General features: G+C 36.4%; 21 protein-coding genes. 13 read left to right on the forward strand and 8 right to left on the reverse strand.

All coding sequences use genetic code 11. The features are described from left to right. Window positions 1-27: 27 nt before the first annotated feature. Complete coding sequence (locus Q0874_RS06605) at window positions 28-1,095, reverse strand: branched-chain amino acid aminotransferase (protein WP_299160916.1); 1,068 nt, start codon at window positions 1,093-1,095, stop codon at window positions 28-30. Between the two features lie 108 nt (window positions 1,096-1,203). On the opposite strand from Q0874_RS06605, the gene Q0874_RS06610 reads away from it, so the two are divergent. The 9 genes from Q0874_RS06610 (at window position 1,204) to Q0874_RS06650 (ending at window position 10,208) form a co-directional block, all read left to right on the forward strand. Then, window positions 1,204-1,707: a DUF4920 domain-containing protein gene (locus tag Q0874_RS06610; RefSeq protein WP_299160919.1), complete on the forward strand. Its 504-nt coding sequence runs from the start codon at window positions 1,204-1,206 to the stop codon at window positions 1,705-1,707. Between the two features lies 1 nt (window position 1,708). Further along, on the forward strand, window positions 1,709-2,377 hold the full coding sequence (gene mnmD, locus Q0874_RS06615) for a tRNA (5-methylaminomethyl-2-thiouridine)(34)-methyltransferase MnmD (RefSeq protein WP_299160921.1): 669 nt from the start codon (window positions 1,709-1,711) through the stop codon (window positions 2,375-2,377). A 98-nt stretch (window positions 2,378-2,475) separates the two neighbouring features. Continuing rightward, on the forward strand, window positions 2,476-3,435 hold the full coding sequence (locus tag Q0874_RS06620) for a TIGR01777 family oxidoreductase (protein WP_299160923.1): 960 nt from the start codon (window positions 2,476-2,478) through the stop codon (window positions 3,433-3,435). Between the two features lie 135 nt (window positions 3,436-3,570). Beyond that, window positions 3,571-4,125: a nucleotide exchange factor GrpE gene (locus Q0874_RS06625; protein ID WP_299160926.1), complete on the forward strand. Its 555-nt coding sequence runs from the start codon at window positions 3,571-3,573 to the stop codon at window positions 4,123-4,125. 15 nt (window positions 4,126-4,140) lie between these two features. Beyond that, a complete protein-coding gene (gene dnaJ, locus Q0874_RS06630) occupies window positions 4,141-5,253 on the forward strand; it encodes a molecular chaperone DnaJ (RefSeq protein ID WP_299160928.1) in 1,113 nt (370 codons plus the stop codon). Between the two features lie 537 nt (window positions 5,254-5,790). Further along, the gene (locus Q0874_RS06635) at window positions 5,791-6,726 is read left to right on the forward strand and encodes an ABC transporter ATP-binding protein (protein ID WP_299160931.1); all 936 of its coding nucleotides are present in this window, start codon (window positions 5,791-5,793) and stop codon (window positions 6,724-6,726) included. Beyond that, on the forward strand, window positions 6,719-8,056 hold the full coding sequence (locus Q0874_RS06640; RefSeq protein ID WP_299160933.1) for an ABC transporter permease: 1,338 nt from the start codon (window positions 6,719-6,721) through the stop codon (window positions 8,054-8,056). Before Q0874_RS06635 ends, Q0874_RS06640 begins: the two co-directional genes overlap by 8 nt. 99 nt (window positions 8,057-8,155) lie before the next feature. Then, a complete protein-coding gene (locus Q0874_RS06645; RefSeq protein WP_299160936.1) occupies window positions 8,156-9,034 on the forward strand; it encodes a DUF6268 family outer membrane beta-barrel protein in 879 nt (292 codons plus the stop codon). Window positions 9,035-9,044: 10 nt separating this feature from the next. Continuing rightward, the gene (locus tag Q0874_RS06650) at window positions 9,045-10,208 is read left to right on the forward strand and encodes a sigma-54 dependent transcriptional regulator (protein ID WP_299161711.1); all 1,164 of its coding nucleotides are present in this window, start codon (window positions 9,045-9,047) and stop codon (window positions 10,206-10,208) included. A 50-nt stretch (window positions 10,209-10,258) separates the two neighbouring features. On the opposite strand, the gene Q0874_RS06655 is transcribed toward Q0874_RS06650, so the two are convergent. Continuing rightward, window positions 10,259-10,951, reverse strand: a complete 693-nt coding sequence (locus Q0874_RS06655; RefSeq protein ID WP_299160939.1) for a hypothetical protein — start codon at window positions 10,949-10,951, stop codon at window positions 10,259-10,261. Between the two features lie 189 nt (window positions 10,952-11,140). Between Q0874_RS06655 and Q0874_RS06660 the strand changes: the two genes are divergently transcribed. The 3 genes from Q0874_RS06660 to Q0874_RS06670 all read left to right on the forward strand — a co-directional run bounded on the left by Q0874_RS06660 (window position 11,141) and on the right by Q0874_RS06670 (window position 14,459). Continuing rightward, window positions 11,141-12,022, forward strand: coding sequence for a PPK2 family polyphosphate kinase (locus tag Q0874_RS06660; RefSeq protein ID WP_299160942.1), 882 nt, complete (start codon window positions 11,141-11,143; stop codon window positions 12,020-12,022). Then, window positions 12,019-13,416 carry a M28 family peptidase gene (locus Q0874_RS06665; RefSeq protein ID WP_299160945.1) on the forward strand — a complete coding sequence of 466 codons (1,398 nt, stop codon included), beginning with the start codon at window positions 12,019-12,021 and terminating at the stop codon, window positions 13,414-13,416. The genes Q0874_RS06660 and Q0874_RS06665 overlap by 4 nt, the downstream gene beginning before the upstream one ends. 110 nt (window positions 13,417-13,526) lie before the next feature. Then, window positions 13,527-14,459: a peptidylprolyl isomerase gene (locus Q0874_RS06670; protein WP_299160948.1), complete on the forward strand. Its 933-nt coding sequence runs from the start codon at window positions 13,527-13,529 to the stop codon at window positions 14,457-14,459. Window positions 14,460-14,983: 524 nt separating this feature from the next. On the opposite strand, the gene Q0874_RS06675 is transcribed toward Q0874_RS06670, so the two are convergent. Continuing rightward, entirely contained in the window at window positions 14,984-15,625 is a 642-nt protein-coding gene (locus Q0874_RS06675; protein ID WP_299160952.1) for a peroxiredoxin, read from the reverse strand. Window positions 15,626-15,810: 185 nt separating this feature from the next. Between Q0874_RS06675 and Q0874_RS06680 the strand changes: the two genes are divergently transcribed. Next, window positions 15,811-16,356, forward strand: coding sequence for a YfiT family bacillithiol transferase (locus Q0874_RS06680; protein WP_299160957.1), 546 nt, complete (start codon window positions 15,811-15,813; stop codon window positions 16,354-16,356). A 38-nt stretch (window positions 16,357-16,394) separates the two neighbouring features. Here the strand turns inward: Q0874_RS06680 and Q0874_RS06685 are convergent, their stop codons facing one another. From Q0874_RS06685 to Q0874_RS06705, 5 genes are all read right to left on the reverse strand, one after another. After that, window positions 16,395-16,919, reverse strand: a complete 525-nt coding sequence (locus Q0874_RS06685) for a GNAT family N-acetyltransferase (RefSeq protein WP_299160960.1) — start codon at window positions 16,917-16,919, stop codon at window positions 16,395-16,397. Continuing rightward, window positions 16,910-17,464 (reverse strand): thioredoxin family protein, encoded by a 555-nt coding sequence (locus tag Q0874_RS06690; protein ID WP_299160964.1) that lies wholly within the window; start codon window positions 17,462-17,464, stop codon window positions 16,910-16,912. The genes Q0874_RS06685 and Q0874_RS06690 overlap by 10 nt, the downstream gene beginning before the upstream one ends. Before the next feature lie 142 nt (window positions 17,465-17,606). Continuing rightward, complete coding sequence (locus tag Q0874_RS06695) at window positions 17,607-20,132, reverse strand: M14 family zinc carboxypeptidase (RefSeq protein ID WP_299160967.1); 2,526 nt, start codon at window positions 20,130-20,132, stop codon at window positions 17,607-17,609. An 89-nt stretch (window positions 20,133-20,221) separates the two neighbouring features. Further along, window positions 20,222-20,593, reverse strand: a complete 372-nt coding sequence (locus Q0874_RS06700; RefSeq protein ID WP_299160970.1) for a PUR family DNA/RNA-binding protein — start codon at window positions 20,591-20,593, stop codon at window positions 20,222-20,224. A 78-nt stretch (window positions 20,594-20,671) separates the two neighbouring features. Next, window positions 20,672-22,426, reverse strand: coding sequence for an ABC transporter ATP-binding protein (locus Q0874_RS06705; RefSeq protein ID WP_299160973.1), 1,755 nt, complete (start codon window positions 22,424-22,426; stop codon window positions 20,672-20,674). Window positions 22,427-22,487 lie beyond the last annotated feature (61 nt).

Here is a 22,487-nt window from a genome sequence, read left to right on the forward strand (position 1 = left end):
GTGCCCATTTCTTTTTGTTTTATTGGATTATTGTACTTTATACCTCCAGCCAAATTTATCCTCAATCTTATTGTATTGTATATCCAATAATTGTTGCTTGAGTATTGATGCGTACGAATTTTCAATTTTTGGTAATTCATAGCGTTCATCTTTATAACCAAAGCCCAGAATTGGATTAATCACCGCCGCTGTTCCACTGCCAAACATTTCTTTTAATGTATTATTCTTTATGCCATTAACCAACTCAGATACTTTTATAGGTCTTACTTCTACTTCAATTCCTCTGTCTTTTGCTAATTCAATGATACTTTTTCTGGTTATACCATCCAAAATTCTATCCCCGGTAGGACAGGTAATGAGTTTGTTATCCAGTCGAATAAAAATATTCATTGTGCCTGCCTCTTCAATATACTCATGCGTGCTGGCATCTGTCCAAACCACTTGTTGAAACCCTTCTTCCTTTGCCAGGTTTGTTGGATAAAATTGTCCTGCATAGTTACCCGCTGCTTTGGTAAAACCAAATCCACCATCCGCGGCCCGGCTAAATTTTTCGGCAATCTTAACTCTTACTTCACCTCCATAGTAGGATTGTGCAGGAGAGCAAATAATAATAAATTTATATTCCTCAGAAGGAGAAGCAATAATGCCCGCTTGTGTAGCTATAACAAAAGGACGGATATACAATGAATTACCTACACCTGGCTTAATCCACTTTTCATCTATTTGTAAAAGCTTTTTAAGACCATCAAAAAAATACTCTTCAGGAAATTCAGGCATTGCAAGTCGGACACTTGACTTATTTATGCGCCTGTAGTTTTCATCCGGTCTGAATAACCAAACACCACCTTCATCATCCCTGTAGGCTTTCATCCCTTCAAAAACTGCCTGACCGTAGTGAAATACCCTGGAGGAAGGTTCCATTTGCAAGGGCTGATAAGGAATTATTTTGGGCGTTTCCCATGCACCATTCTTATAATCACAGACGAACATATGATCTGTGAAATAGGCACCAAAAGGAAGCTGATCAAAATTAACCTTACTAATCTTAGATGTTTCAGCCTTCTGAACAATCAGGTTTTTTGCTACTGTATCCATTGAAATCTCATTTTCTAAGATTAAAATTAAACAATTATCACCTTTCATGTCTTCTTTTTTCTAGGAAAAATCACCAGTTTTGCAGATGGATCATAAATATTATTAATAATGAAAAGTTTTAACATATTACTTGTGTTTTTAGTACTCTTAGTGGGATGTAAGAATAAACACAAGCCATCTGAAGTAAGTGAAAATGCCCAAAGTGAAAGGAATTTTGCTTCATTTGGTAAATTAATTGACTATAAAGGGGCTATTGGCAGCGAAGTAATGCTAGATCAATTCCAGTCGCTTAGGAAAGCAGATACTCTGGAAACAAAATTTTCAGCCATAGTTACTGATGTCTGTAAATCTAAAGGATGCTGGATGAAACTGAATTTGAAAAATGGAGAAGAGGTAATGGTGAAATTTAAAGATTATGGCTTTTTTGTTCCTATGGATATAGAGGGCCGGGAAGTTGTTGTAAATGGAATTGCTTTTGTTGATAACATGAGTGTTGAAGACCAAAGGCATTATGCCAAAGATGCCGGGGAATCACCAGAAGATATCAAGCAGATTAAACTACCTAAAAAAACCTTTGAGTTTGAGGCAGATGGAGTGCTAATAGGGCAATAAGTTGATAAGAAAGATAATTACCACCGGAGATGGTTCTAAAACCATCCAAATAGAGGATTGGAACGAGCAATATCATTCCATACATGGTGCCGTAAATGAGGCATATCACGTTTTTATTGATAAAGGCTTTTCATATTTGGCCAATGAGGCCATAAGTATTTTGGAGATTGGTTTTGGCACAGGTCTTAACGCCCTCATTACATTGATTGAGGCTGAAAAGAGTAACAGACAAGTTGATTATACGGGCATAGAGGCATATCCCATAACTAATGAGGAAATAACACAATTAGATTATATTGAAACTTTAAAAGCATCCCCTTTTAAAGAGGCCTTTTTTGAAATGCATAAAAGTGACTGGGAGAGCAAAATAGAGCTTACTTCATATTTTTCGTTTAACAAACAAAAAAAGAATTTCCAGGAAATTTCAGACCGTAATCTTTACGACCTTATTTATTTCGATGCTTTTGGAGCAAGGGTACAACCGGAACTATGGACCGAAATAATTTTTGATAAGATGTACAATGCGCTAACTGAAAATGGAATTTTAGTAACCTATTCGGCCAAAGGAAGTGTGAGAAGAGCCATGCAAGCCGTTGGTTTTGTCGTTGAAAGGTTACCCGGACCACCTGGTAAAAGGGAAATGCTGAGAGCCCTAAAAGTATCCGGATAAACCAATTTCGGCAATAATTCATACACGATACTGTTAAATCCAAATTAAACCTGATTGTTACAGGTATAAAAACCAATATCTTTAGCCAAAATTATGCGATGAAAGTTTTAATCACTGGGGCCACTGGATTAATAGGGGGTGCGATAACCGATTTATGTCGTGAAAAAGGGTATTCGGTAAATTATCTTACTACTGATAAGTCCAAAATAAAAAACGAACTAAATTATAAGGGATTTTATTGGGAACCAAAGACATACGACATTGATGTAAATTGTTTTGAAGGAGTCACGGCAATCATCAATTTGGCTGGGGCTAATATTGCCAAAAGATGGTCTAAATCTTATAAAAAGGAAATCCTGTCGAGCAGAGTAGATAGCTTAAAGACACTTTATATTGCTCTTAAAAGTCTTAATCTGGAAGAAAGTATTTCACTTATTTCGGCATCTGCCATAGGTATCTACCCAAATTCCTTATCTAATTTTTATACAGAAGAATCAACAAACCGGGATTCTAGTTTTTTAGGGGACGTAACTGAGATTTGGGAAAAAGAAATTGATAAATTTCAGGCACTTAACTGCACTGTCACTAAAATACGAATAGGTCTTGTTCTGTCATCGGAAGGTGGGGCTTTGCCAAATATGGCCAATGCAGTGAGAAGATATATAGGAGCCTCATTTGGTTCAGGTGAACAATGGCAATCTTGGATTCATGTAAACGATCTTGCCCGAATGTTCCTATTTATAGTCGAAAACAGATTGTCTGGTGTTTATAACGGGGTTGCACCAAACCCGGTTACCAATTCAAAAATGGTTAAAGAACTGGCTAAAGTTCTTGAGAGACCCTTGTTTTTGCCTAATATTCCTCAATTTGCAATGAGACTTATTCTGGGTGAGATGTCTTATCTTTTATTTGTTAGTCAGCGTGTAAGCAGTAAAAAAATAGAAAAAAAAGGCTTTATTTTTAAATTTAATAATATTTGCAGAGCGCTGGAAAACATATACTTAGAGGAAGTTAATGAGGATAATACAGATGATGTGTTGGCCAAAGAATATATATAGATTTTAACAAAAATAAAGGCAGTGGCCTTTTGAACATCCTTCAATCAGGATGTTTTTTTTTGTGACATTTTGACATTTTTGAAGAATTGGCAGTACTTTTGCCATCCTTAATTGAGTTTTATAAAGCTATATCCAATGAACACAGAAGATAAGTCAGAAGAGATAAATGAAATGATTCCCGAGGAGCAGGAAGAGCTGGATTTGGAATCAGATGATAATGAGCACCAAGAGGAGATAAAATCCATTGAAGAGCAATTACAGGAAGATCTGAATAAAGAAAAAGATAAGTTTTTAAGACTTTTTGCGGAGTTTGAAAATTATAAAAAACGTACTTCGAAAGAACGTATGGATCTTTTTAAAACTGCGGGTCAGGAGGTCATAGTAGCCCTTTTGCCTATTATGGACGATTTTGACAGGGCTTTAAAGGAAATATCTAAGTCTACGGATAAAGAATTGTTTAAAGGGGTTGATCTTATTAGCAATAAATTTAAAGAAACGCTTAAATCCAAGGGCTTGCAGGAGATAACAACCAAAGAAGGCGATGCTTTTGACGCTGAAGTGCACGATGCAATTACTCAGATTCCTGCCCCTAGCAAAAAGTTAAAAGGTAAAATTATAGATGTTGTTGAGAAGGGATTTAAACTTGGAGATAAAATAATCCGACATCCAAAAGTAGTTGTTGGCAATTAAATTTACAAAAGACTTATGAAGCAGGATTTCTACGAAATATTGGGTATTTCCAAAAATGCCACGGCAGCCGAGATCAAAAAAGCATATCGCAAGAAAGCCATAGAATTTCACCCGGATAAAAACCCCGGAGATGACAAGGCAGAAGAAATGTTTAAAAAGGCAGCTGAGGCTTATGAAGTTTTGAGTGATCCTGATAAGAAAGCCAGGTATGATCAATATGGGCATGCTGCATTTGAAGGAGGCGGTTTTGGCGGTGGAGGTATGAATATGGAGGATATCTTTAGTCAATTTGGTGATATTTTTGGCAGTGCATTTGGGGGTGGATTTGGAGGATTTGGAGGATTTAGTGGCGGTCAGCGAAGGATGAAAGGCAGTAATTTGAGAATTCACGTCAGCTTAACCCTTGAAGAGATTGCTCACGGTGTAGAGAAAAAGGTTAAAGTAAAGCGCAAAAAGCAGGCGGCCGGTGTGACCTATAAAACGTGTGCTACATGCAATGGTGCAGGGCAGGTAACAAAAATAACCAATACAATTCTGGGAAGGATGCAAACGGCAGCTACCTGCAGCAGTTGTGGCGGAAGTGGCCAAATAATAGATAATAGACCAAATGATGCTGACGCTCAGGGCTTGAAAATAGTTGAAGAGACAGTTTCTATAAAAATACCTCCAGGTGTGGAGCAGGGCATGCAGTTAAAGGTATCCGGAAAGGGTAACGAAGCTCCTGGTAATGGAATATCGGGAGATTTGCTGGTTGCAATAGAGACCTTGGAACATGGAACCTTAAAAAGGGAAGGTGATAATTTGCATTATGATTTATACATAAGTATTTCGGATGCCGTTTTGGGTACAACAAAGGAGATTGATACCGTAACCGGTCAGGTTCGTATTAAATTAGAATCCGGGATTCAATCGGGCAAGATTTTAAGATTAAGGGGAAAAGGTATTACCAGTATTAATGGTTATGGAACAGGGGATCTTTTAGTACACGTGAATGTCTGGACCCCAAAGGAACTAAATAAGGAACAACGCGAATTTTTTGAGAAGATGCAGAATAATGAGAACTTTGAACCTAAACCTGAAAAATCGGATAAATCCTTTTTTGAAAAAGTAAAAGATATGTTCTCTTAACGAATTAAAGTTTTCTTTTTAAATAAAAAACGTATATTTGAATCAATATTGGGAAACCAATATTAATTTTCTTTTTCATAGCAATTTTTTTCCCATCCTTAATCCTTTTAAGGGTGGGTTTTGTTATTTATGGGGTTAGACGACATAAAACACAGCTCTTTTATTTAATATAAAATTGATTTTGAGTCGATTAATTCTCCAGATGAAATATTGATGATCTTTGATCTTATCAGAAATTTTAGATCTATTATCATTACTCATGTGCACTATTGGATGGCATAATAGGAATGATTGCTATAAGCTTTTATCCGCTCTTCAATGGCGCTAAAAACAAAATACTATGAATTTCAAAACCATTTTAATGCATTTCTATATCTTTGAATCCTATTAAGAGCCAATAATAGTATATGATAAATTCTAAGCTTAGTAATATCCTATAAGCTGTAATTGTAGTTTGTTCTATTTGATCTTTCTTAATTCAATACTCATTTTGAACAATTTACAGATACAATCAAAATGTAAAAAAAAATTGCTTGAATGAATGATATCCTTGTTGCTAATAATGTTACTAAAAAATTCGGCAACCAAATCGCGCTAAATAATGTTTCTCTGGCAATACCAAAGAATAGTATTTACGGGCTCTTAGGTCCAAATGGCGCTGGTAAGACTACCTTAATAAGGATAATAAATCAAATTACCTTTCCAGATTCCGGTGAAGTTATTTTTGATGGAGAATTACTGCAGCCCCATCATATTGCAAGTATTGGTTATCTTCCGGAAGAGAGGGGTCTTTATAAAAGCATGAAAGTTGGCGAGCAGGCGCTATATCTTGCACAGCTTAAGGGATTGAGCAAATCCGATGCAAAACAGAAGCTCAAGTATTGGTTTGATAAGTTCGAGATAGGTGATTGGTGGAATAGAAAAATTCAGGAACTTTCAAAAGGTATGGCGCAAAAAATTCAGTTTATTGTAACAGTTTTGCATGAGCCTAAACTCCTTATTTTTGATGAGCCTTTTAGCGGTTTCGATCCAATAAATGCCAATATTATAAAGGATGAGATTATTAAGCTAAAAGAAAAAGGGACATCTATTATTTTTTCAACTCACAGAATGGAATCTGTTGAAGAATTATGTGAATATATTGCCCTGTTGCACAATGCGGAAAAGATTTTGGACGGGAGGCTTGTTGATATCAAAAAACAGTACAAAAACAATATGTTTAGGGTTGGGCTGGAATTGGAAAATGGAGAAAATTTTTTAAAACTGATTTCGGATAAATTTGATATTTCCTCTTCACACTATGATGTAAACAGCAAACAATTAGATTTTACGGTTCAATTGCCTACAGATGATACCAGATCTTTTTTGGCATTGCTGTCTTCAAAGTCAAGCATAAATAATTTTGTAGAGACGATCCCTACGGCTAATGATATTTTTATTCAAACAGTACAACGCAAAACTGACCATGAATAAATTATTTCTTATCATTAGGCGCGAATATCTTGCCAAAGTTCGAAACAAATCATTTGTGATCATGACTTTTCTAAGTCCTATTCTGATGGTGGGAATGATTGTACTTATTGCTTATCTCACCAAGATAAACGATAGTCAGAAAAGAATAATTGCGGTATTTAATGAAAGTAATTATTTCTCTACTGACTTCAATACTACTGAAAGAACTTCCTATATTTTTTTTAAAGATATATCATTGCAAGCCGCTAAGGATTCTACATTAAGTCTTGGTTTTTCCGGTCTACTGCATATTCCTAAACGGAGCGACCTCGAAGAGGTAGCCCAAAATTCCTACTTTTATTCAAAAGATGCGCCAAGTAATATCGTTCTGGATCCTTTAGAAGATATATTTGAGGAACGCTTAAGACAAAGAAAACTTATAGATATTGGAGTTTCTACAGAGGAATTTACTACAATAAATGACAGATTCGAAATTAATATAGCCACCTTTACCGGGGAGCAGAATATAAAGGGAATAAATGAAATGAAAGCCTTTATAGGCGGCGGTTTTGGTTATTTGATAATGATGTTCATTATAATTTATGGTGGTTTTGTGATGCGCAGTGTTATTGAAGAGAAAACGAGTCGTATTATTGAAGTAATAATCTCATCCGTAAAACCATTTCAATTAATGTTAGGTAAAATTATCGGGACTTCCCTGGCGGGAATAACACAATTTGCAATCTGGATAATATCTGCATCCTTATTACTGTTTGGGGTATTTTTGGTTTTTGGAATAGATCTGACTGGGCTTAGTGATCCGTCAGCCATAACTACGAATCCTATGAGCAGTATGTCTCCCATGCCAACGACAACAAATGCGATGCAATTGTATGCACTTGAATTTCTGCAGATACCTTGGTTTATGCTTATTTCTCTGTTTTTGGTGTATTTTATTCTCGGTTATTTAATTTATAGCTCTATTTACGCGGCTATAGGGGCTGCAGTGGATAACGAGACTGATACTCAGCAATTTATTTTTCCAATTATACTGCCTTTAATGTTAGCCATATATGTTGGATTCTTTTCTGTATTTAGTAACCCCAATGGTCCTATTGCTGTTGGGTTTTCTCTATTTCCATTAACCTCACCAATTGTTATGCTCATGCGCTTACCCGGGGGGATTGGAGAAGGTGGAGTTCCATTGTGGCAGGTAATTTTATCCATTGTATTTTTAATTGTAACTTTTATTGGTATCGTATGGCTTGCAGCTAAAATCTACCGGGTGGGAATTTTAATGTATGGTAAAAAACCTACCTATAAAGAGCTATATAAATGGCTGAAATACTAAACATGCAAGATCCCTTGCCCGCTCAATATGTTCATTTACTTAAACATTAAACACTTTAAATTAAATGATAAATTTATATAGTAAGTCTGGAATAATAAAATGGTAAAACGTATTGGTTTATTCTGGTGTTTACTTATAGTAAGTGGAATTTGTTTTGCGCAAAGTACAGATATTTTGAGGGTGGAATATACTTCGCTCCCGAGAGAAGAAACGGGTAATACCGCATCACGTTACCGATTTTTACTAAATGTTCCAGTTAAAGTTGGTTTCGATAAGTATCTGGTGCTTGGTGGTGAGTTTAATCTTATTGATTTTGAAATTACTAAGGAATATCCATTCGACTCCAGTGAGTTGAATACCCTTTATGTCATTGATCTCAATGTCGGTTATATTTTTAAGCTGAATGAAGATTGGCGATTTGTGGGTATTGTAACTCCAAGAATAGCATCCAATTTGGTTAATGGCCTTCAGGGAGATGACTTTTTATTAAATCTTACTGCAACTATATGGAAGGAAGAGAAGGATATTGATAAACCTTATAGATTAATTTTGGGGCTTACTTATAATAGTACTACCGGTCTTCCTTTTCCCCTGCCACTTATAAATTATCACAGACGGTTTCACAGGTCCTGGTCGTACTCCCTCGGAATTCCCAGGACAGATTTCAGATATCACTTTAAAGATAGACACACCTTACAAATGGCATTATTTTTGGACGGATACTTTGTAAATGTCCAAAATGACATTCTTTTACCTGACGGTGAATTCGGATCCTCCGTTTCGCTTTCGGCCATAGTTAGTGCCATAGGCTACCAGTATAATATTAATAGACGAATGTCTTTTTATGGGATTGCCGGGGTTACGCTAAACCAGCAAGGGTTGCTGAGAAATGCGAAGAGGAAAAAAGTTTATACTTTAAATGAAAAAAACGCTGGAGGATTTTACTGGAAAGCAGGATTTAAAATTTCAATTTTTTAATAATAAAAACATGTCAAAAATACTGGTTATAGAAGATGAAGCAGCTATCCGTAGGGTTTTAGTTAAGATTTTATCTGAAGAAAGCGAAATGTATGAAGTGGATGAGGCAGAAGATGGTTCAATTGGTCTGGAGATGATTAAAAAAACAGACTATGACCTTGCCCTTTGTGATATAAAAATGCCTAAAATGGATGGTGTTGAAGTCTTGCAGGCAGCCAAAAAAATAAGACCGGAGATACCATTTATTATGATTTCAGGACATGGGGATTTGGATACTGCTGTAAATACAATGAGGTTAGGGGCTTTTGACTACATTTCCAAACCACCTGATTTAAACAGACTTCTAACAACTGTGCGGAATGCGCTGGATAAGAAAGAACTTGTTCAGGAAAACAAGAGCTTAAAGAAAAGAGTTAGTAAAGGTTATGAAATGATTGGGAAAAGTAAGGAGATTACCACGATCAAGGATATGATAGATAAGGTTGCTCCAACAGATGCAAGAGTTTTAATCACCGGATCAAATGGTACCGGTAAGGAACTTGTTGCCCATTGGCTGCATGAAAAAAGTGAGCGCAGTGGAGGGCCATTTATTGAAGTAAATTGTGCGGCAATCCCTTCAGAATTGATTGAAAGTGAATTATTTGGTCACGTAAAAGGGGCCTTTACTTCGGCAGTCAGGGATAGAGCCGGTAAATTTGAGGCCGCTAACAAAGGCACCATCTTTTTGGATGAGATAGGAGATATGAGCCTTTCGGCTCAGGCTAAAGTACTTAGGGCTTTACAAGAGAGTAAAATCTCCAGGGTTGGCACGGACAAAGATATTAAGGTCGATGTTCGTGTAATTGCGGCGACCAACAAGGATCTTCAGCATGAAATTGCCGAAGGAAAATTTAGGGAAGATCTATATCATCGTCTGGCTGTTATACTCATCAATGTACCATCATTGAATGATAGGAGGGAAGATATTCCACTCCTAATAGATCATTTTGCCGCCAAAATTGCCTCTGAACAAGGGGTAGTGACCAAAAAGTTTACCAAAAAAGCGCTTGAGCTTTTAAAAAGTTATGATTGGACTGGTAATATTCGCGAATTAAGAAACGTGGTGGAACGCTTAATCATACTTGGTGGTACAGAAATTACTGAAGAAGACGTTAACCTGTTTGCAAGTAAATAGTTGATTTAGGAATAGGTGAATAAAGTACTCTCAGGAAACCCTTCAGCGCATTATTTATTGCAATCCTTTAATTTATCAAGTGCAAGTGCTGTAATTTGTTTTGTTCTTAAATTGTAATACTTTTTGGCTTCGGTAAGTTTCGGTTTTAGAAGTTCCTGTTCACAATGGGCGTAAATTTTACTGGCAAACTCATAGGCCTCTTTGCATTCTACGCTGTTGACGACTTCGTTAAGAGAATTTTGGTAATTTACAAGCGACAGATCAATTTTTCTTTCCAATTCCTTGCCCACAGGCATAACCATACTTAATTTTTCTTTTTCTGCGGTTTTTGTGTTCATTGCCAGCATATCATTGTCATAAAGACTTTCCCCGTGTTCATCGTGTTCTCTAATGGCCTCAAGGCTTCCTAAAGAGTTATCCAAAGCTCGTGTTAAAAGTATTTTAGCGCTGTTTAAAGAAGAAACTCTTGTAGCTTTCTTTAGGTTATCCAAGCCTTCATAAATACTCTCTTTAGCATAATCGCAACCGCAAGCTTCAATTTGCTCTTTCGATTTTTCAATGGCATTAAGGGCTTTGTAAGCAAAGAAACGCGAAGAATTAAGGTCTTCTGCAGCAAGAGCTCGTTCTGTCTGGGATTTGATGTACCCAATATTTGATCCCGCATATTCACATGCCTTGGTCATATCAAAAGAAGACATGCTGAAAAGCACAAGGAACATCAGAATGGCACACAGTACCTTCATAGTTTAAAGTATTGGTTATGTAAGATTTAGGCATTGTAAAGATAAAGAGAGTCATCCCCGGCACCTTATTTATTCGTTTAATTAACCGGTCTTTCCTGATTAAAGGTCGAATGGCACATTATTGAGGATAAAAGGTTATTTTTAAATTTGGGCCTTTATTAGGACCACAAAATATTATATATTCAACCCATGAAGAAAATCAATATAGCCTCCTATAAAGTAGTTTCTGATATTAAATTGGAAGATCTCAGTACTTCGGAGAATCTTGACAGCACAGACAGGGAACTCAAAAAAAACCTGGAAAAATTACGTGAAGATTTAGGCGATTTTCAAAATACATTATACGCCCATGGCAAATACGCGGTCCTGATTTGTTTTCAGGGGATGGATACTTCTGGTAAGGACAGCCTGATTCGTGAAGTGTTTAAAGATTGCAATGTTAGAGGAGTGGTTGTGCATAGCTTTAAAGTGCCAACAGAACTTGAGCTGGATCATGATTATATTTGGAGACACTATATTGCGCTCCCACCAAAAGGAAAATTTGGGGTATTTAACAGAACCCATTATGAAAATGTGTTGGTAACCAAGGTCCATCCGGAGTATATTTTAAGCGAGAATATTCCAAACATAAATACGGTGGCAGATATTGATGAATCATTCTGGGATAAACGGTATAGGCAGATTAATGATTTTGAACGCCATATCACAGAAAATGGCACCCTTGTTTTTAAATTCTTTTTAAACATTTCTAAAGAAGAACAAAGACAGCGATTATTAAGGAGATTACGTCTGCAAGAAAAAAATTGGAAATTCTCACCTGGTGATCTTAAAGAGCGCAATCTTTGGGATAAATATCAGCAGTGCTATGAGGAAGCGATTAACAGAACGTCCAAAACCAATGCACCGTGGTTTGTGATTCCTGCAGATAATAAGAGTGCCTCGAGATTAATTGTAGCCACTATTTTGCTGGAATCGTTAAAAAAATACAAAGATATTAAGGAACCAGAGCTTGATGATAAAATAAAGGCTAATATTGAAACCTATAAATCCCAATTAGAAAAAGAACAATGAAAAATTTAGGCCTACTACTTCTATTAATGGTTGGACCTATTTGGTCGCAAACGGATGACAAAGAACAGTTAAAAGCACTTTATAATGCATCACTTACTCAAGGAAAGGCCTATGATTGGCTGAATTATTTATCCAATCAGATTGGGGGTCGACTTACAGGTTCGGTGCAGGCAGAACAAGCTGTTGAGTATACCAAACAAAAATTGGATTCCCTTGGACTGGATCGGGTGTGGTTGCAACCCGTAATGGTTCCTAAATGGGTAAGAGGAGTACCAGAATTCGCCTATATTGAAAGTAAACCGGGAATTACGAATAACGTACCTATTTGTGCGTTGGGCGGGTCTGTTGCCACCCCTGCCGGAGGTATCAAGGCAAATGTTATTGAAGTAAGAGGTATTGAAGAATTAGAAGAGCTCGGTCGCAGTAAAATTGAAGGTAAAATTGTCTTTTTCAATCGACCTATGGATCCAACGAATATTGATACACATAAATCCTATTCAGCTGCTGTGGATCAAAGGTCTTCCGGAGCTAAAGAAGCTTCAAAATATGGAGCTGTAGGAGTTATTGTTCGTTCTATGAGCCTTCGCCTGGATGATTATCCGCATACGGGAGCGATGCGTTATGGAGAAATCCCTTTAAATAATAGAATTCCTGCAGCTGCCATAAGTACAAATGGTGCTGAATTGCTAAGCACTACATTGAAACTTAATCCGGATATAAAATTTTATTTTAAACAAAATTGCAGGCAACTTCAGGATGTTCAATCTTACAATGTTATTGGAGAGATAAAGGGTAGTACATATCCTGAAGAAATAATAGTAGTTGGCGGCCACCTGGATTCCTGGGATCTTGGAGATGGTTCCCATGATGATGGCGCAGGCTGTGTTCAGAGTATGGAAGTTCTTCGGTTACTAAGAATAACCGGATATATCCCTAAGCGAACAATCCGTGTTGTACTTTTTATGAATGAAGAAAACGGCTTAAGAGGCGGAAATACCTATGCAGAGATTGCATTAAATAAAAAAGAGAAACATGTATTTGCTTTAGAAAGTGATTCTGGGGGCTTTACCCCTAGAGGTTTTTCTTTTGATTGCCAGGAAACCGATTTTGCCAAAATTTTACAGTGGAAACCTCTTTTTGAGCCATATCTAATTCATTTGTTTGAGAAAGGAGAGAGTGGTGCTGATATTGGTCCTTTAAAAAATGACCAAATTGTACTTGCGGGATTAAGTCCGGATCCGCAGCGGTATTTTGACCTTCACCATACGGAGATTGATACCTTTGAACATATTAATAGACGTGAACTGGAACTTGGTGCAGCCGCAATGGCCAGTTTAGTATATCTATTTGATAAATATGGAACAAGTACATCAAATCTGGAAGGCGGCAAATAATACCTCCCCTCTAATTCTATGTTACTTTAAATTACGGGTTGTAAGAAGGATAAAATACACACCTGTCTATTAAAATTTATTACCTTTGCAGCTTATTAAAAAAATGAGATATGCAAGACGGAATTTACGCAAAATTCAATACTTCAAAAGGAGAAATTACAGTAAAATTAGCCTACGATAAGACCCCTGGTACTGTGGGTAATTTTGTAGCACTGGCGGAAGGAAAACTGGAAAATAGTGCCAAACCAAAAAACACACCTTATTATGACGGACTCAGCTTTCACAGGGTAATCCCGGATTTTATGATTCAAGGTGGATGTCCTCAGGGGACCGGGACAGGAGATCCCGGTTATAAATTTGATGACGAGTTTCACCCGGACCTGAAACATTCAGGACCTGGAGTACTTTCTATGGCAAATGCAGGGCCTGGCACCAATGGAAGTCAGTTCTTTATTACACATGTGGCTACTCCATGGTTAGATAATAAGCACACAGTTTTTGGTAATGTTATTGAGGGACAGAAGATTGTTGATGAAATTGCTCAGGGAGATTCAATTGAAAGCCTTGAGATTGTTCGAATTGGAACTGAAGCAGAATCCTGGAATGCCGTTGAAGCCTTTAAATCCTTTGAAAGTTCACGGGAACTAAGACTTCAGGAAGAAAAGAGTAAAGCAGAGGCTGAATTAGACAAAGTTGCTTCTGGATTTGATAAAACAAACAGTGGACTTCGTTACAAGATTCTTAAAAAGGGAGATGGTAATAAAGCAGCTAAAGGAAATACGGTTTCTGTACATTATGAAGGTTCATTGACTAACGGGCAAGTATTTGATTCATCATACCAGCGAAATCAACCTATTGATTTTCAATTGGGGATAGGACAAGTAATTCCGGGATGGGATGAAGGAATTAGTTTATTAAAAGTAGGTGATAAGGCACGTTTTGTAATCCCATCTGAACTTGGTTACGGAAGTGCTGGTGCTGGTGGTGTGATACCTCCAAACGCTACCCTGGTTTTTGATGTTGAACTTATGGAAGTTAAATAAACGGACATATCCAATAAAATTAATAGAGCAGGGGAGGCATTAAAAGCTACCTGTTAAATACTGTAAACTTCTTTCATTTATTTGAAAGAAGTTTTTTATTTAGACCTATTAATACTAAAAACAATAAGAATTAAATTGATGGCCAACAAAAAGAAGACAATCACAAAAAAAACAGACATAACATCTTAATTAGGTTATTTGGTGGGGGATTTTCTTTTTTATATAACACCTTTGCAGTTGTAAACCCTACTTATTATCTCTTAAAAAGAGTAATTCTTGAAGCTGTTTACAAAAAGGGGGAATATTTCTTTATTCAAGACAATGATAAAGTTAAAGCAGTTTGGTAATAAGATCAAGTTTAAGGCTGTTAAAATATTAAATTTTATTAACCAAGTTCTTTATCTGTCTTTCATGATCCAACACCGGAAAACCTGTTTTTGGTATCAATTAATAGTATAGCCATATACAAGACACAAAAAAAAGTCTCCTGAGATAAGGAGACTTTTATTCATGCTAAAATTCTGTTATACCGTTGAAGGATCGGGAGTCATACGGAGGTAAGGTTTAATTTCTTCTACACCTTTGGTAAAGATATTACGTGCTTCATCAGTGGGTATAGATGGACTTACCACTACATCCTCGCCATGGTTCCAGTTGGCCGGAGTAGCTACCTTGTGATAGGCAGTTAGTTGGAGAGAATCAATAACCCTTAATAATTCGTGAAAATTACGTCCGGTAGAAGCAGGATAGGTAATAATTAGTTTAACTGTCTTATCCGGTGCAATTATGTATACTGAACGAACCGTAAGATTATTATCGGCATTAGGATGTATCATATCGTATAAGGAGGAAACCTTCTTATCCTCATCAGCAATTATCGGAAAGTTGACCGTTGTATGTTGTGTCTCATTAATATCTTTTATCCATTCATGGTGAGAAGCTATACCATCAACACTAAGAGCTAACATCTTTACATTTCGTTTGTCAAATTCTTCCTTAAATTTAGAAGCTGTCCCAAGTTCAGTGGTACATACAGGGGTGAAGTCTGCTGGATGTGAAAAAAGAATACCCCATCCATCACCTAAATAATCATAAAGATTAATCTTTCCTAAAGAGCTTTCAGCGGTAAAATCAGGGGCGATGTCGCCCAATCGAATTGTTGCCATATTTAATTTTTTTAAGTTAGAATTTAAAACTCTATAAAATTAGTAGTTAATGAAATGATTTTGATCAATACCAGGTTAAATCTCTATTAAAGTTTAATAGATTAAACTGTCCTGACTACTGAAAATAAAAAGTACTGCAAGGGTTTTGTTTTGGCTTCAGGATCTCAAAATCACTATTTTTGAATATGGAAAAAACAAAACTAGAAGAGTTGCGGTATCCCATCGGTAAATATGAGGTGCCTTCTACCATTTCAGAAGATCAAGTTTTAGAATGGATTCGTATTTTAGAACATTACCCGAATAAATTGGAGCTGCTGGTAAAAGAATTGTCAACGACTCAATTAGAGACCCCCTATCGACCGGACGGCTGGACTGTACGCCAGGTTATTCATCATGTTGCCGATAGCCATCACCATAGCTATATTCGTTTTAAGTGGGCGTTAACAGAAGAAACTCCTGTAATAAAACCCTATCTTGAAAAGAAATGGGCAGCGCTTTTTGACTCAAGGACCGCCCCTATTGAATTATCACTGAAACATCTCAGTGCAGTACATGCTAAATTAGTGTATTTACTTAAAGGGCTTTCTTCTTCAGATTTGAAACGCAGTTTTGTTCATCCTGAGAGTCAAGAATCAACTACAATTATAGAAAATATAGGTCGATATGTCTGGCATGGCAACCATCATTACAATCATATTAAAAACCTTTTAAAAAGAGAGGGTTGGATTTGACAGGGCAGGTTAAATAAATGTCAACTAAAAAACTAAGGTCAATTTATTTTTTTCAAAAGCACATACATTGGCTTTTGTTTATCCAAAACCAGATCAAATTTCAATTGTTTCTCTTTTAGTATTTGATATCCGTTTTTAAGATAGAAATTCAATGCGGGTCCTTTTTGCATGGTTTCCAACCATAACACCTGTTTGTCAGAGTTCTGGCAGTATGTTTCAACCCAACTAAGCGCAAGGCTCCCTATACCTTTACCGGAGAATTTATTTAGGATGTATATTTTTTCAAGTAAGGTAGCTTCCTTTGAATTATAGGGTCCTATTGGAGCATCTTTGATGAGTTTAAGAATACCAACCGCTGTATCTCCCATATACAATAACCAAAGAGATGATAAATTATCTTTCAATTCATTTACGACAACATCTAAAGTAAAGCTTTCTTCAATGTAAGGGGTGGGATCATTATTTTTCCATAAGTGCAAATAGTGCTCTTTGTAAGCCTTTATTCCGAGTTTACAATAGAGCTCACAGGTTTTACTTGCTACTGCCTCAAATTTTACTTCCATTTTATATTGCAACCAATGCTCGGTTTTTGAACCGGATCTATTGGTTCATTATTTAGCAGCGCCTCAAAAGCATTACGTAAATCCAATCCGGTTGAAGGTATTCCATTTCCTGGCCTGGAATCGTCTATTTGGCCTCTATAAACAAGTCTTAGGTTTTTGTCAAAAAGATAAAAATCCGGAGTACATGCGGCCTCATATGACTTGGCTACGGCCTGCGTTTCATCGAATAAATATGGAAAGCTATATCTTTCCAGCAATGCTGTTTGTTTCATGAGTTCCGGGGCATCCTGAGGATAATTTACCACATCATTACTGGAGATTGCAATAAAAGCTATTCCTTGGGTTTGGTAATTAGTTGCCAGTTGTGTTATGGTAGAATTTACGTGTTTAACAAATGGACAATGATTGCAAATAAACATAATCAGGGTACCATTTACACCTTTAACTTGATCAAGACTGACTATTTTGTCTGTTACGGTATCTGGTAAATTAAAACCAGGGGCAATTGTTCCTAAAGGCAACATATTACTTGGTGTTCTTGACATCTTTTAAAGCTTCATTTTAAACAGGATTAAAGTTAGTAGTTATAAGCTAAAAAAACGAAACTTCATAAACTCTAATTTCACCGCCTATTAACTGCTTAGTCGTAATTTAGATTAAATTTTTGGAATTATAAATTGGAGGTTTTTACATTATTTTTCCAAAGAAAATAGCGTTCATAAGAAATTTATTTGTTCCATACCAAAAGGCCCTGAAGTTAGTGTTATCTGTAAATAAAATAACGCGGCCCTTGCCAAGTCTTTCTACCTTAAATGGAACACTGCCTTTAATCATTTCCAAATTTTCTTCCGAAATATAGCCGCTTTGTAAAGGTTGATTGGTATACCTAATAGGATTGTTATAACTATCCTTATCTGGTTCAATATAAACGTTTGTATTTCTAAACAAGGATACTTTATCGTTTTTGTATCCAAAATTAATGGGGTGAGAGCGATCTTGTTTAGCCTCAAATATTGCACCGCCTGTAACCTGAGCCCCGAGAAAATCAGACTTCTGTTCGAATGATATATCCCTGGCTTCCAGGGTATCCTTTCTGAATTTTAAGTTCATGAACTCATGTTTATTAAACCAATCCGCCATATTTCCATAACCAATAAGCGTTCCACCTTCTTTCACCCAATCATTTAACTTTTTAGCCAGAATTTTATCATTTGCATTTTTACCTGATGACCTGGGTATTATAATATCTGTGTAAGAACTCAAATCAACAGAATTAATATATTCCTTATCAATTTTGGTAATCTCCATATTATAACGGGTGTCAAATAAATGCCAAATTTCTCCCGCATCATAAGATCGTATCCCGCTACCTACCACTATGGCAACTTTTTGTTTTTTAACCGGATCAAATTCGTTACTACCCAGGTCAATTCCCTTTGATAAACCTGTATTTACACCCCTTATCATTATCTTACTGTCTTCAGCTACTTCTTTTAGAAAAATATGCAAATCATTGCTGTTTAATACTTGATTTTGAACCGGAATCATTATTGTTCCGTAATCATATGTGTTATTTTCCAGGGTAAACCGCGACTTTGCTACTTTGGCCCTAAGTCCTTTGGATAAAATTTGATTTAGTGCTCTGGGCGTATAGTATTCATGCCATTCAAATAAATACGCATAACTACTTTGTTGACTCACACTCCCGGTTAACGGTTTAAAGTCGGTTATTTGTGGTCCTGCATTCGTCAGGGATTCCAATTCTGCATAATCAACATTAAAGGCAAGGGGAAATGTCCATGCTGAAATATCATAAAACAAACTATCTGTAAATGTTGTTCGCTTCTCAAACATAGCTTTTATTAACCTATGATTTTTCTGATTCATAGGAACTACATAGCTATGATCTTTTTTAAATGACTTACCGGTCAAAGAAACATCGGCAGCAAGTTCATGGAAGTTTATTTTGTGTCTGCTAAGTATTTCTGCAAGATGCCAGGTTTTGGCGGCATCCTTGCTATCTCCAAAAACTATGGCCTTAGTCCTGCTTTTGGTTGCTTCGTTTCTCATGTTTCGGTAAAATTCCTGCTGATAGGAAAGAATCTTTACACGCATATTTTTAGCAGCTTCTATAGTTGATAATGCGGTTGTAAATTGATTTCTGATTGTAAATGGAAAAGTAAGAATGCCGTTTTCAGTGTCTTGAATATGACCCCTTGAACTGGCTTGTTCAAACAATATTCCAATACCACCGTTGACATCGGGAAAAGTAGATCCCTTGCCATAATAGTAGTCATCATATCTTTCCTCCGAAAAATAAAGAGAACCTATTTTGTCCAATGCTTTGGCATGGTAGCTTCCAATTTGTGCTGTTAATTCCTGGTTCATGGCAGGAGTTAAAGGATGAACTCTTGTTGGTTCGCCGGGTTGAAAAAAGAAAGTGGCATTAGTAACCATTTCGTGATGGTCTGTTAGAATATTTGGCAACCATTTATGGAATGTTTTTATTCTGGCGCGGCTTTCCGGTAGTTGCACTGGAAGCCAATCCCGATTTATGTCAAACCAGTAATGATTAGTCCGGCCACCAGGCCAAACTTCATGATACTCTCTTTCATTATTATCCGAATTTAGGTTGATGCTTCTATTGGTATTAGCCCAATATGCAAAACGCTGAAGCCCATCCGGATTGAAAGACGGATCCATAAGAATTACTAAATTGTCCAGTAAATTCTCAATTTCGGGGCCCTGAGCTGCTGCCAGGTAGTAAGCGTAAGCTAAACCAGCATTTGCTCCACTGGGTTCGTTGCCGTGAACAGAGAATCCCTGGTAAACTATAATGGGCATATTTTCTATGGAAACTGAGGTGTCTCCATTCTCTGTAAGTGCTATATGATCTTCTCGAATTTGTTCGAGGTTTTTATGATTTTCAGGGGAAGTGATAGTAAGTAATAAGATAGGCCTGCCTTCAAAGGTAGATCCGCGGTTTTCAATACTTATGCGATTACTTTTCTCGGCTAATGTTTGCATATAAAACATCAACTTGTCATGCGTAACATGCCATTCACCTACTTCATGACCAATTATATCGGCCGGTCTGGGAATGTTATTATCATAGGTGATATTCTGTGGTAAATAATAGTCAAGATCAACTGAATTCTGAGCAATGCCTGTAAAGGAGAAGAAAAGGAGTAATGTTGTGATTGTTTTTCTCATTTGTTATGCAGATATTGATAAGTTAAGGTATAAAAACAAAAAACGACCTTTGAATACAAAGATCGTTTAGTTATTTAAGTGATATGAGGTTAGATATCATCAAAATCTAAATCTGTAAAATTATCTGTGGATGAAATCTCTCCGTTCTGACTCGGCTCTTCCTTTTTGAAGTCCTTTTGATGTCTTTCTGAGATGACTTCATGTCCTTTCTCGTCAATAATATAGTCCATCATTTCTTCCATGATTTCTCTAAATGATTGAAAGTCTTCTTTATAGAGATATATTTTGTGTTTCTTATAATGAAAAGAGCCATCATCATGCGTAAATTTTTTACTCTCTGTAATGGTCAGATAATAATCTCCTGCCTTTGTACTCCTTACATCAAAAAAATACGTCCTCCTCCCAGCTCTTAAAACTTTTGAGAAAATTTCTTCCTGATCCATTAAATCTTTATCGCTCATTTGTTAAATATATAGTTAGTATTTATACCTAAAATATATTCAAAAATGAAAAAAAAAAGCGTATCCAGCAACATTTTTCTAGATTTCTTTCCCTGATAGTTGATTGATATATAGCTCCTTGTAATAGCCGTTTATTTCTATCAACTCATTGTGAGTACCCTCCTGGAGTACCTTTCCGTCTTCCAGGACTATAATTTTATCTGCATTTTTAGCCGAAGAAACACGATGACTCACTATTAGGGTGGTCCTTAGATGTGAAGCTTGTTTTAGGTTGTGTAAAATTTCTTCTTCAGTCTCTGTGTCCACAGCAGACAGGCAATCATCGAAAAGATATATCCTGGGGTCTTTTAGTAGAGCCCTGGCTATTGAAACCCGCTGTTTTTGACCTCCACTAAGGGTTATGCCCCTTTCGCCCAGAATTGTATCATACTTTTTAGAAAAGCCCATGATGTTTTCATGCACAGCTGCCTTTTTCGCAACTTCCAGGATTTCATTTTCCGTTGCGGACTCCTTACCGAATTTAATGTTATTTTTAATAGTGTCAGAAAATAGAAATGCATCTTGCGGAACGGCACCAATAGATTCTCTCAGGCTGTGTAAATTTAATCTTTGAACAGGGACATTATCAATTAAAATTTCTCCTGAAGAGGTGTCATATAGCCGGGCAATAAGATCCAGAATAGTGGATTTCCCTGAACCGGTTTTTCCTATTATAGCAACCGTTTCTCCTTCATTTATAATAAAAGATATATCATTGAGTGCGGTAATATTAGTGTCGTCATAAGTAAACGTGACATTCCTGAATTCTATGGTTCCCTTAATTGGAGTGTCTTCTAAAACTTCATTTCTTATCTCGGGTTGTTCTTTCAAGAACTCATTTATTCTCTTTTGTGAAGCTTCTGCACGCTGCACAATAGAAGTTAGCCAACCTACAACAGCTACCGGCCATGTTAACATATTCACATAAAGTATGAATTCAGCAATGGTACCAATAGATGAGATTTCACCATTTATATATTGTTTACCCCCTACATAAATAACAAAAATATTGCTGATTCCAATTAACAGAATCATTAATGGAAAAAACCAGGCGTTTACTTTGGCCAGATCCATACTTTTCTCTTTTCCTTCATTGGCCAGTATGATTACCTCATTGTTTATCTGAGGCTCCAGACTATATGCCTTTATAACTGATACTCCGGAAAAGGTTTCCTGGGCAAAGGTTGACAAAGTTGACAGGTATTCCTGGACTTTAGTACTGCGCTTATGAATTATTTTACTTATCTGATATATTAAAACGGATAGTATGGGTAATGGTAATAAAGAATAAAATGCAATGGTTGGAGCCTTAATAAACATTAGGGGTATCAGGCAAACGAATAAGGTGAGTGTCTGAATTCCATACATTATTGCTGGTCCGGTATAAAGCCTTACCTGACCAACATCCTCACTTATCCTGTTCATTAAGTCACCAGTACGGTTCTTTTTATAAAAATTCAGACTTAAAAGCTGGTAATGATCGAAAACTTCGTTTTTTAAATCATATTCAATATATCGTGAAACATTTATAATGGTCTGTCGCATTAAGAAGGTAAAGAATCCCGAAAGTAAAGCTGCCCCAACGATGATCAGGATATATTCCAGAAGTAGATCTCTTGCCTGGGGTTCTGTAATTTGTGAAGCCACGTAATTTTCAACAACTTCTATAGATTTTTTTACAAAAGAAGGCATTACCAATTGAAATATTCTGGCAATAATGGTGATGATAATACCGATGAGTAATTTAAAACCGTATTTTTTGAAGTATTTGTCTAAGTGCCTGAGTTCTTTCATTAAAATGGCTGGTAATGCAAATAGGATTTATCTAATGGACAAATATAGCTGATTGGTCCCA

The organism is uncultured Eudoraea sp. (assembly GCF_947490415.1).
Lineage (GTDB): Bacteria > Bacteroidota > Bacteroidia > Flavobacteriales > Flavobacteriaceae > Eudoraea.

Bases quoted from the DNA above. Each gene is read 5' to 3' on its own strand.
- Q0874_RS06605 (WP_299160916.1), bottom strand. From the start codon at position 1,095: ATGGATACAGTAGCAAAAAACCTGATTGTTCAGAAGGCTGAAACATCT.
- Q0874_RS06610 (WP_299160919.1), top strand. From the start codon at position 1,204: ATGAAAAGTTTTAACATATTACTTGTGTTTTTAGTACTCTTAGTGGGA.
- Q0874_RS06620 (WP_299160923.1), top strand. From the start codon at position 2,476: ATGAAAGTTTTAATCACTGGGGCCACTGGATTAATAGGGGGTGCGATA.
- Q0874_RS06625 (WP_299160926.1), top strand. From the start codon at position 3,571: ATGAACACAGAAGATAAGTCAGAAGAGATAAATGAAATGATTCCCGAG.
- dnaJ (WP_299160928.1), top strand. From the start codon at position 4,141: ATGAAGCAGGATTTCTACGAAATATTGGGTATTTCCAAAAATGCCACG.
- Q0874_RS06635 (WP_299160931.1), top strand. From the start codon at position 5,791: ATGAATGATATCCTTGTTGCTAATAATGTTACTAAAAAATTCGGCAAC.
- Q0874_RS06640 (WP_299160933.1), top strand. From the start codon at position 6,719: ATGAATAAATTATTTCTTATCATTAGGCGCGAATATCTTGCCAAAGTT.
- Q0874_RS06645 (WP_299160936.1), top strand. From the start codon at position 8,156: ATGGTAAAACGTATTGGTTTATTCTGGTGTTTACTTATAGTAAGTGGA.
- Q0874_RS06650 (WP_299161711.1), top strand. From the start codon at position 9,045: ATGTCAAAAATACTGGTTATAGAAGATGAAGCAGCTATCCGTAGGGTT.
- Q0874_RS06655 (WP_299160939.1), bottom strand. From the start codon at position 10,951: ATGAAGGTACTGTGTGCCATTCTGATGTTCCTTGTGCTTTTCAGCATG.
- Q0874_RS06660 (WP_299160942.1), top strand. From the start codon at position 11,141: ATGAAGAAAATCAATATAGCCTCCTATAAAGTAGTTTCTGATATTAAA.
- Q0874_RS06665 (WP_299160945.1), top strand. From the start codon at position 12,019: ATGAAAAATTTAGGCCTACTACTTCTATTAATGGTTGGACCTATTTGG.
- Q0874_RS06670 (WP_299160948.1), top strand. From the start codon at position 13,527: ATGCAAGACGGAATTTACGCAAAATTCAATACTTCAAAAGGAGAAATT.
- Q0874_RS06675 (WP_299160952.1), bottom strand. From the start codon at position 15,625: ATGGCAACAATTCGATTGGGCGACATCGCCCCTGATTTTACCGCTGAA.
- Q0874_RS06680 (WP_299160957.1), top strand. From the start codon at position 15,811: ATGGAAAAAACAAAACTAGAAGAGTTGCGGTATCCCATCGGTAAATAT.
- Q0874_RS06685 (WP_299160960.1), bottom strand. From the start codon at position 16,919: ATGGAAGTAAAATTTGAGGCAGTAGCAAGTAAAACCTGTGAGCTCTAT.
- Q0874_RS06690 (WP_299160964.1), bottom strand. From the start codon at position 17,464: ATGTCAAGAACACCAAGTAATATGTTGCCTTTAGGAACAATTGCCCCT.
- Q0874_RS06695 (WP_299160967.1), bottom strand. From the start codon at position 20,132: ATGAGAAAAACAATCACAACATTACTCCTTTTCTTCTCCTTTACAGGC.
- Q0874_RS06700 (WP_299160970.1), bottom strand. From the start codon at position 20,593: ATGAGCGATAAAGATTTAATGGATCAGGAAGAAATTTTCTCAAAAGTT.
- Q0874_RS06705 (WP_299160973.1), bottom strand. From the start codon at position 22,426: ATGAAAGAACTCAGGCACTTAGACAAATACTTCAAAAAATACGGTTTT.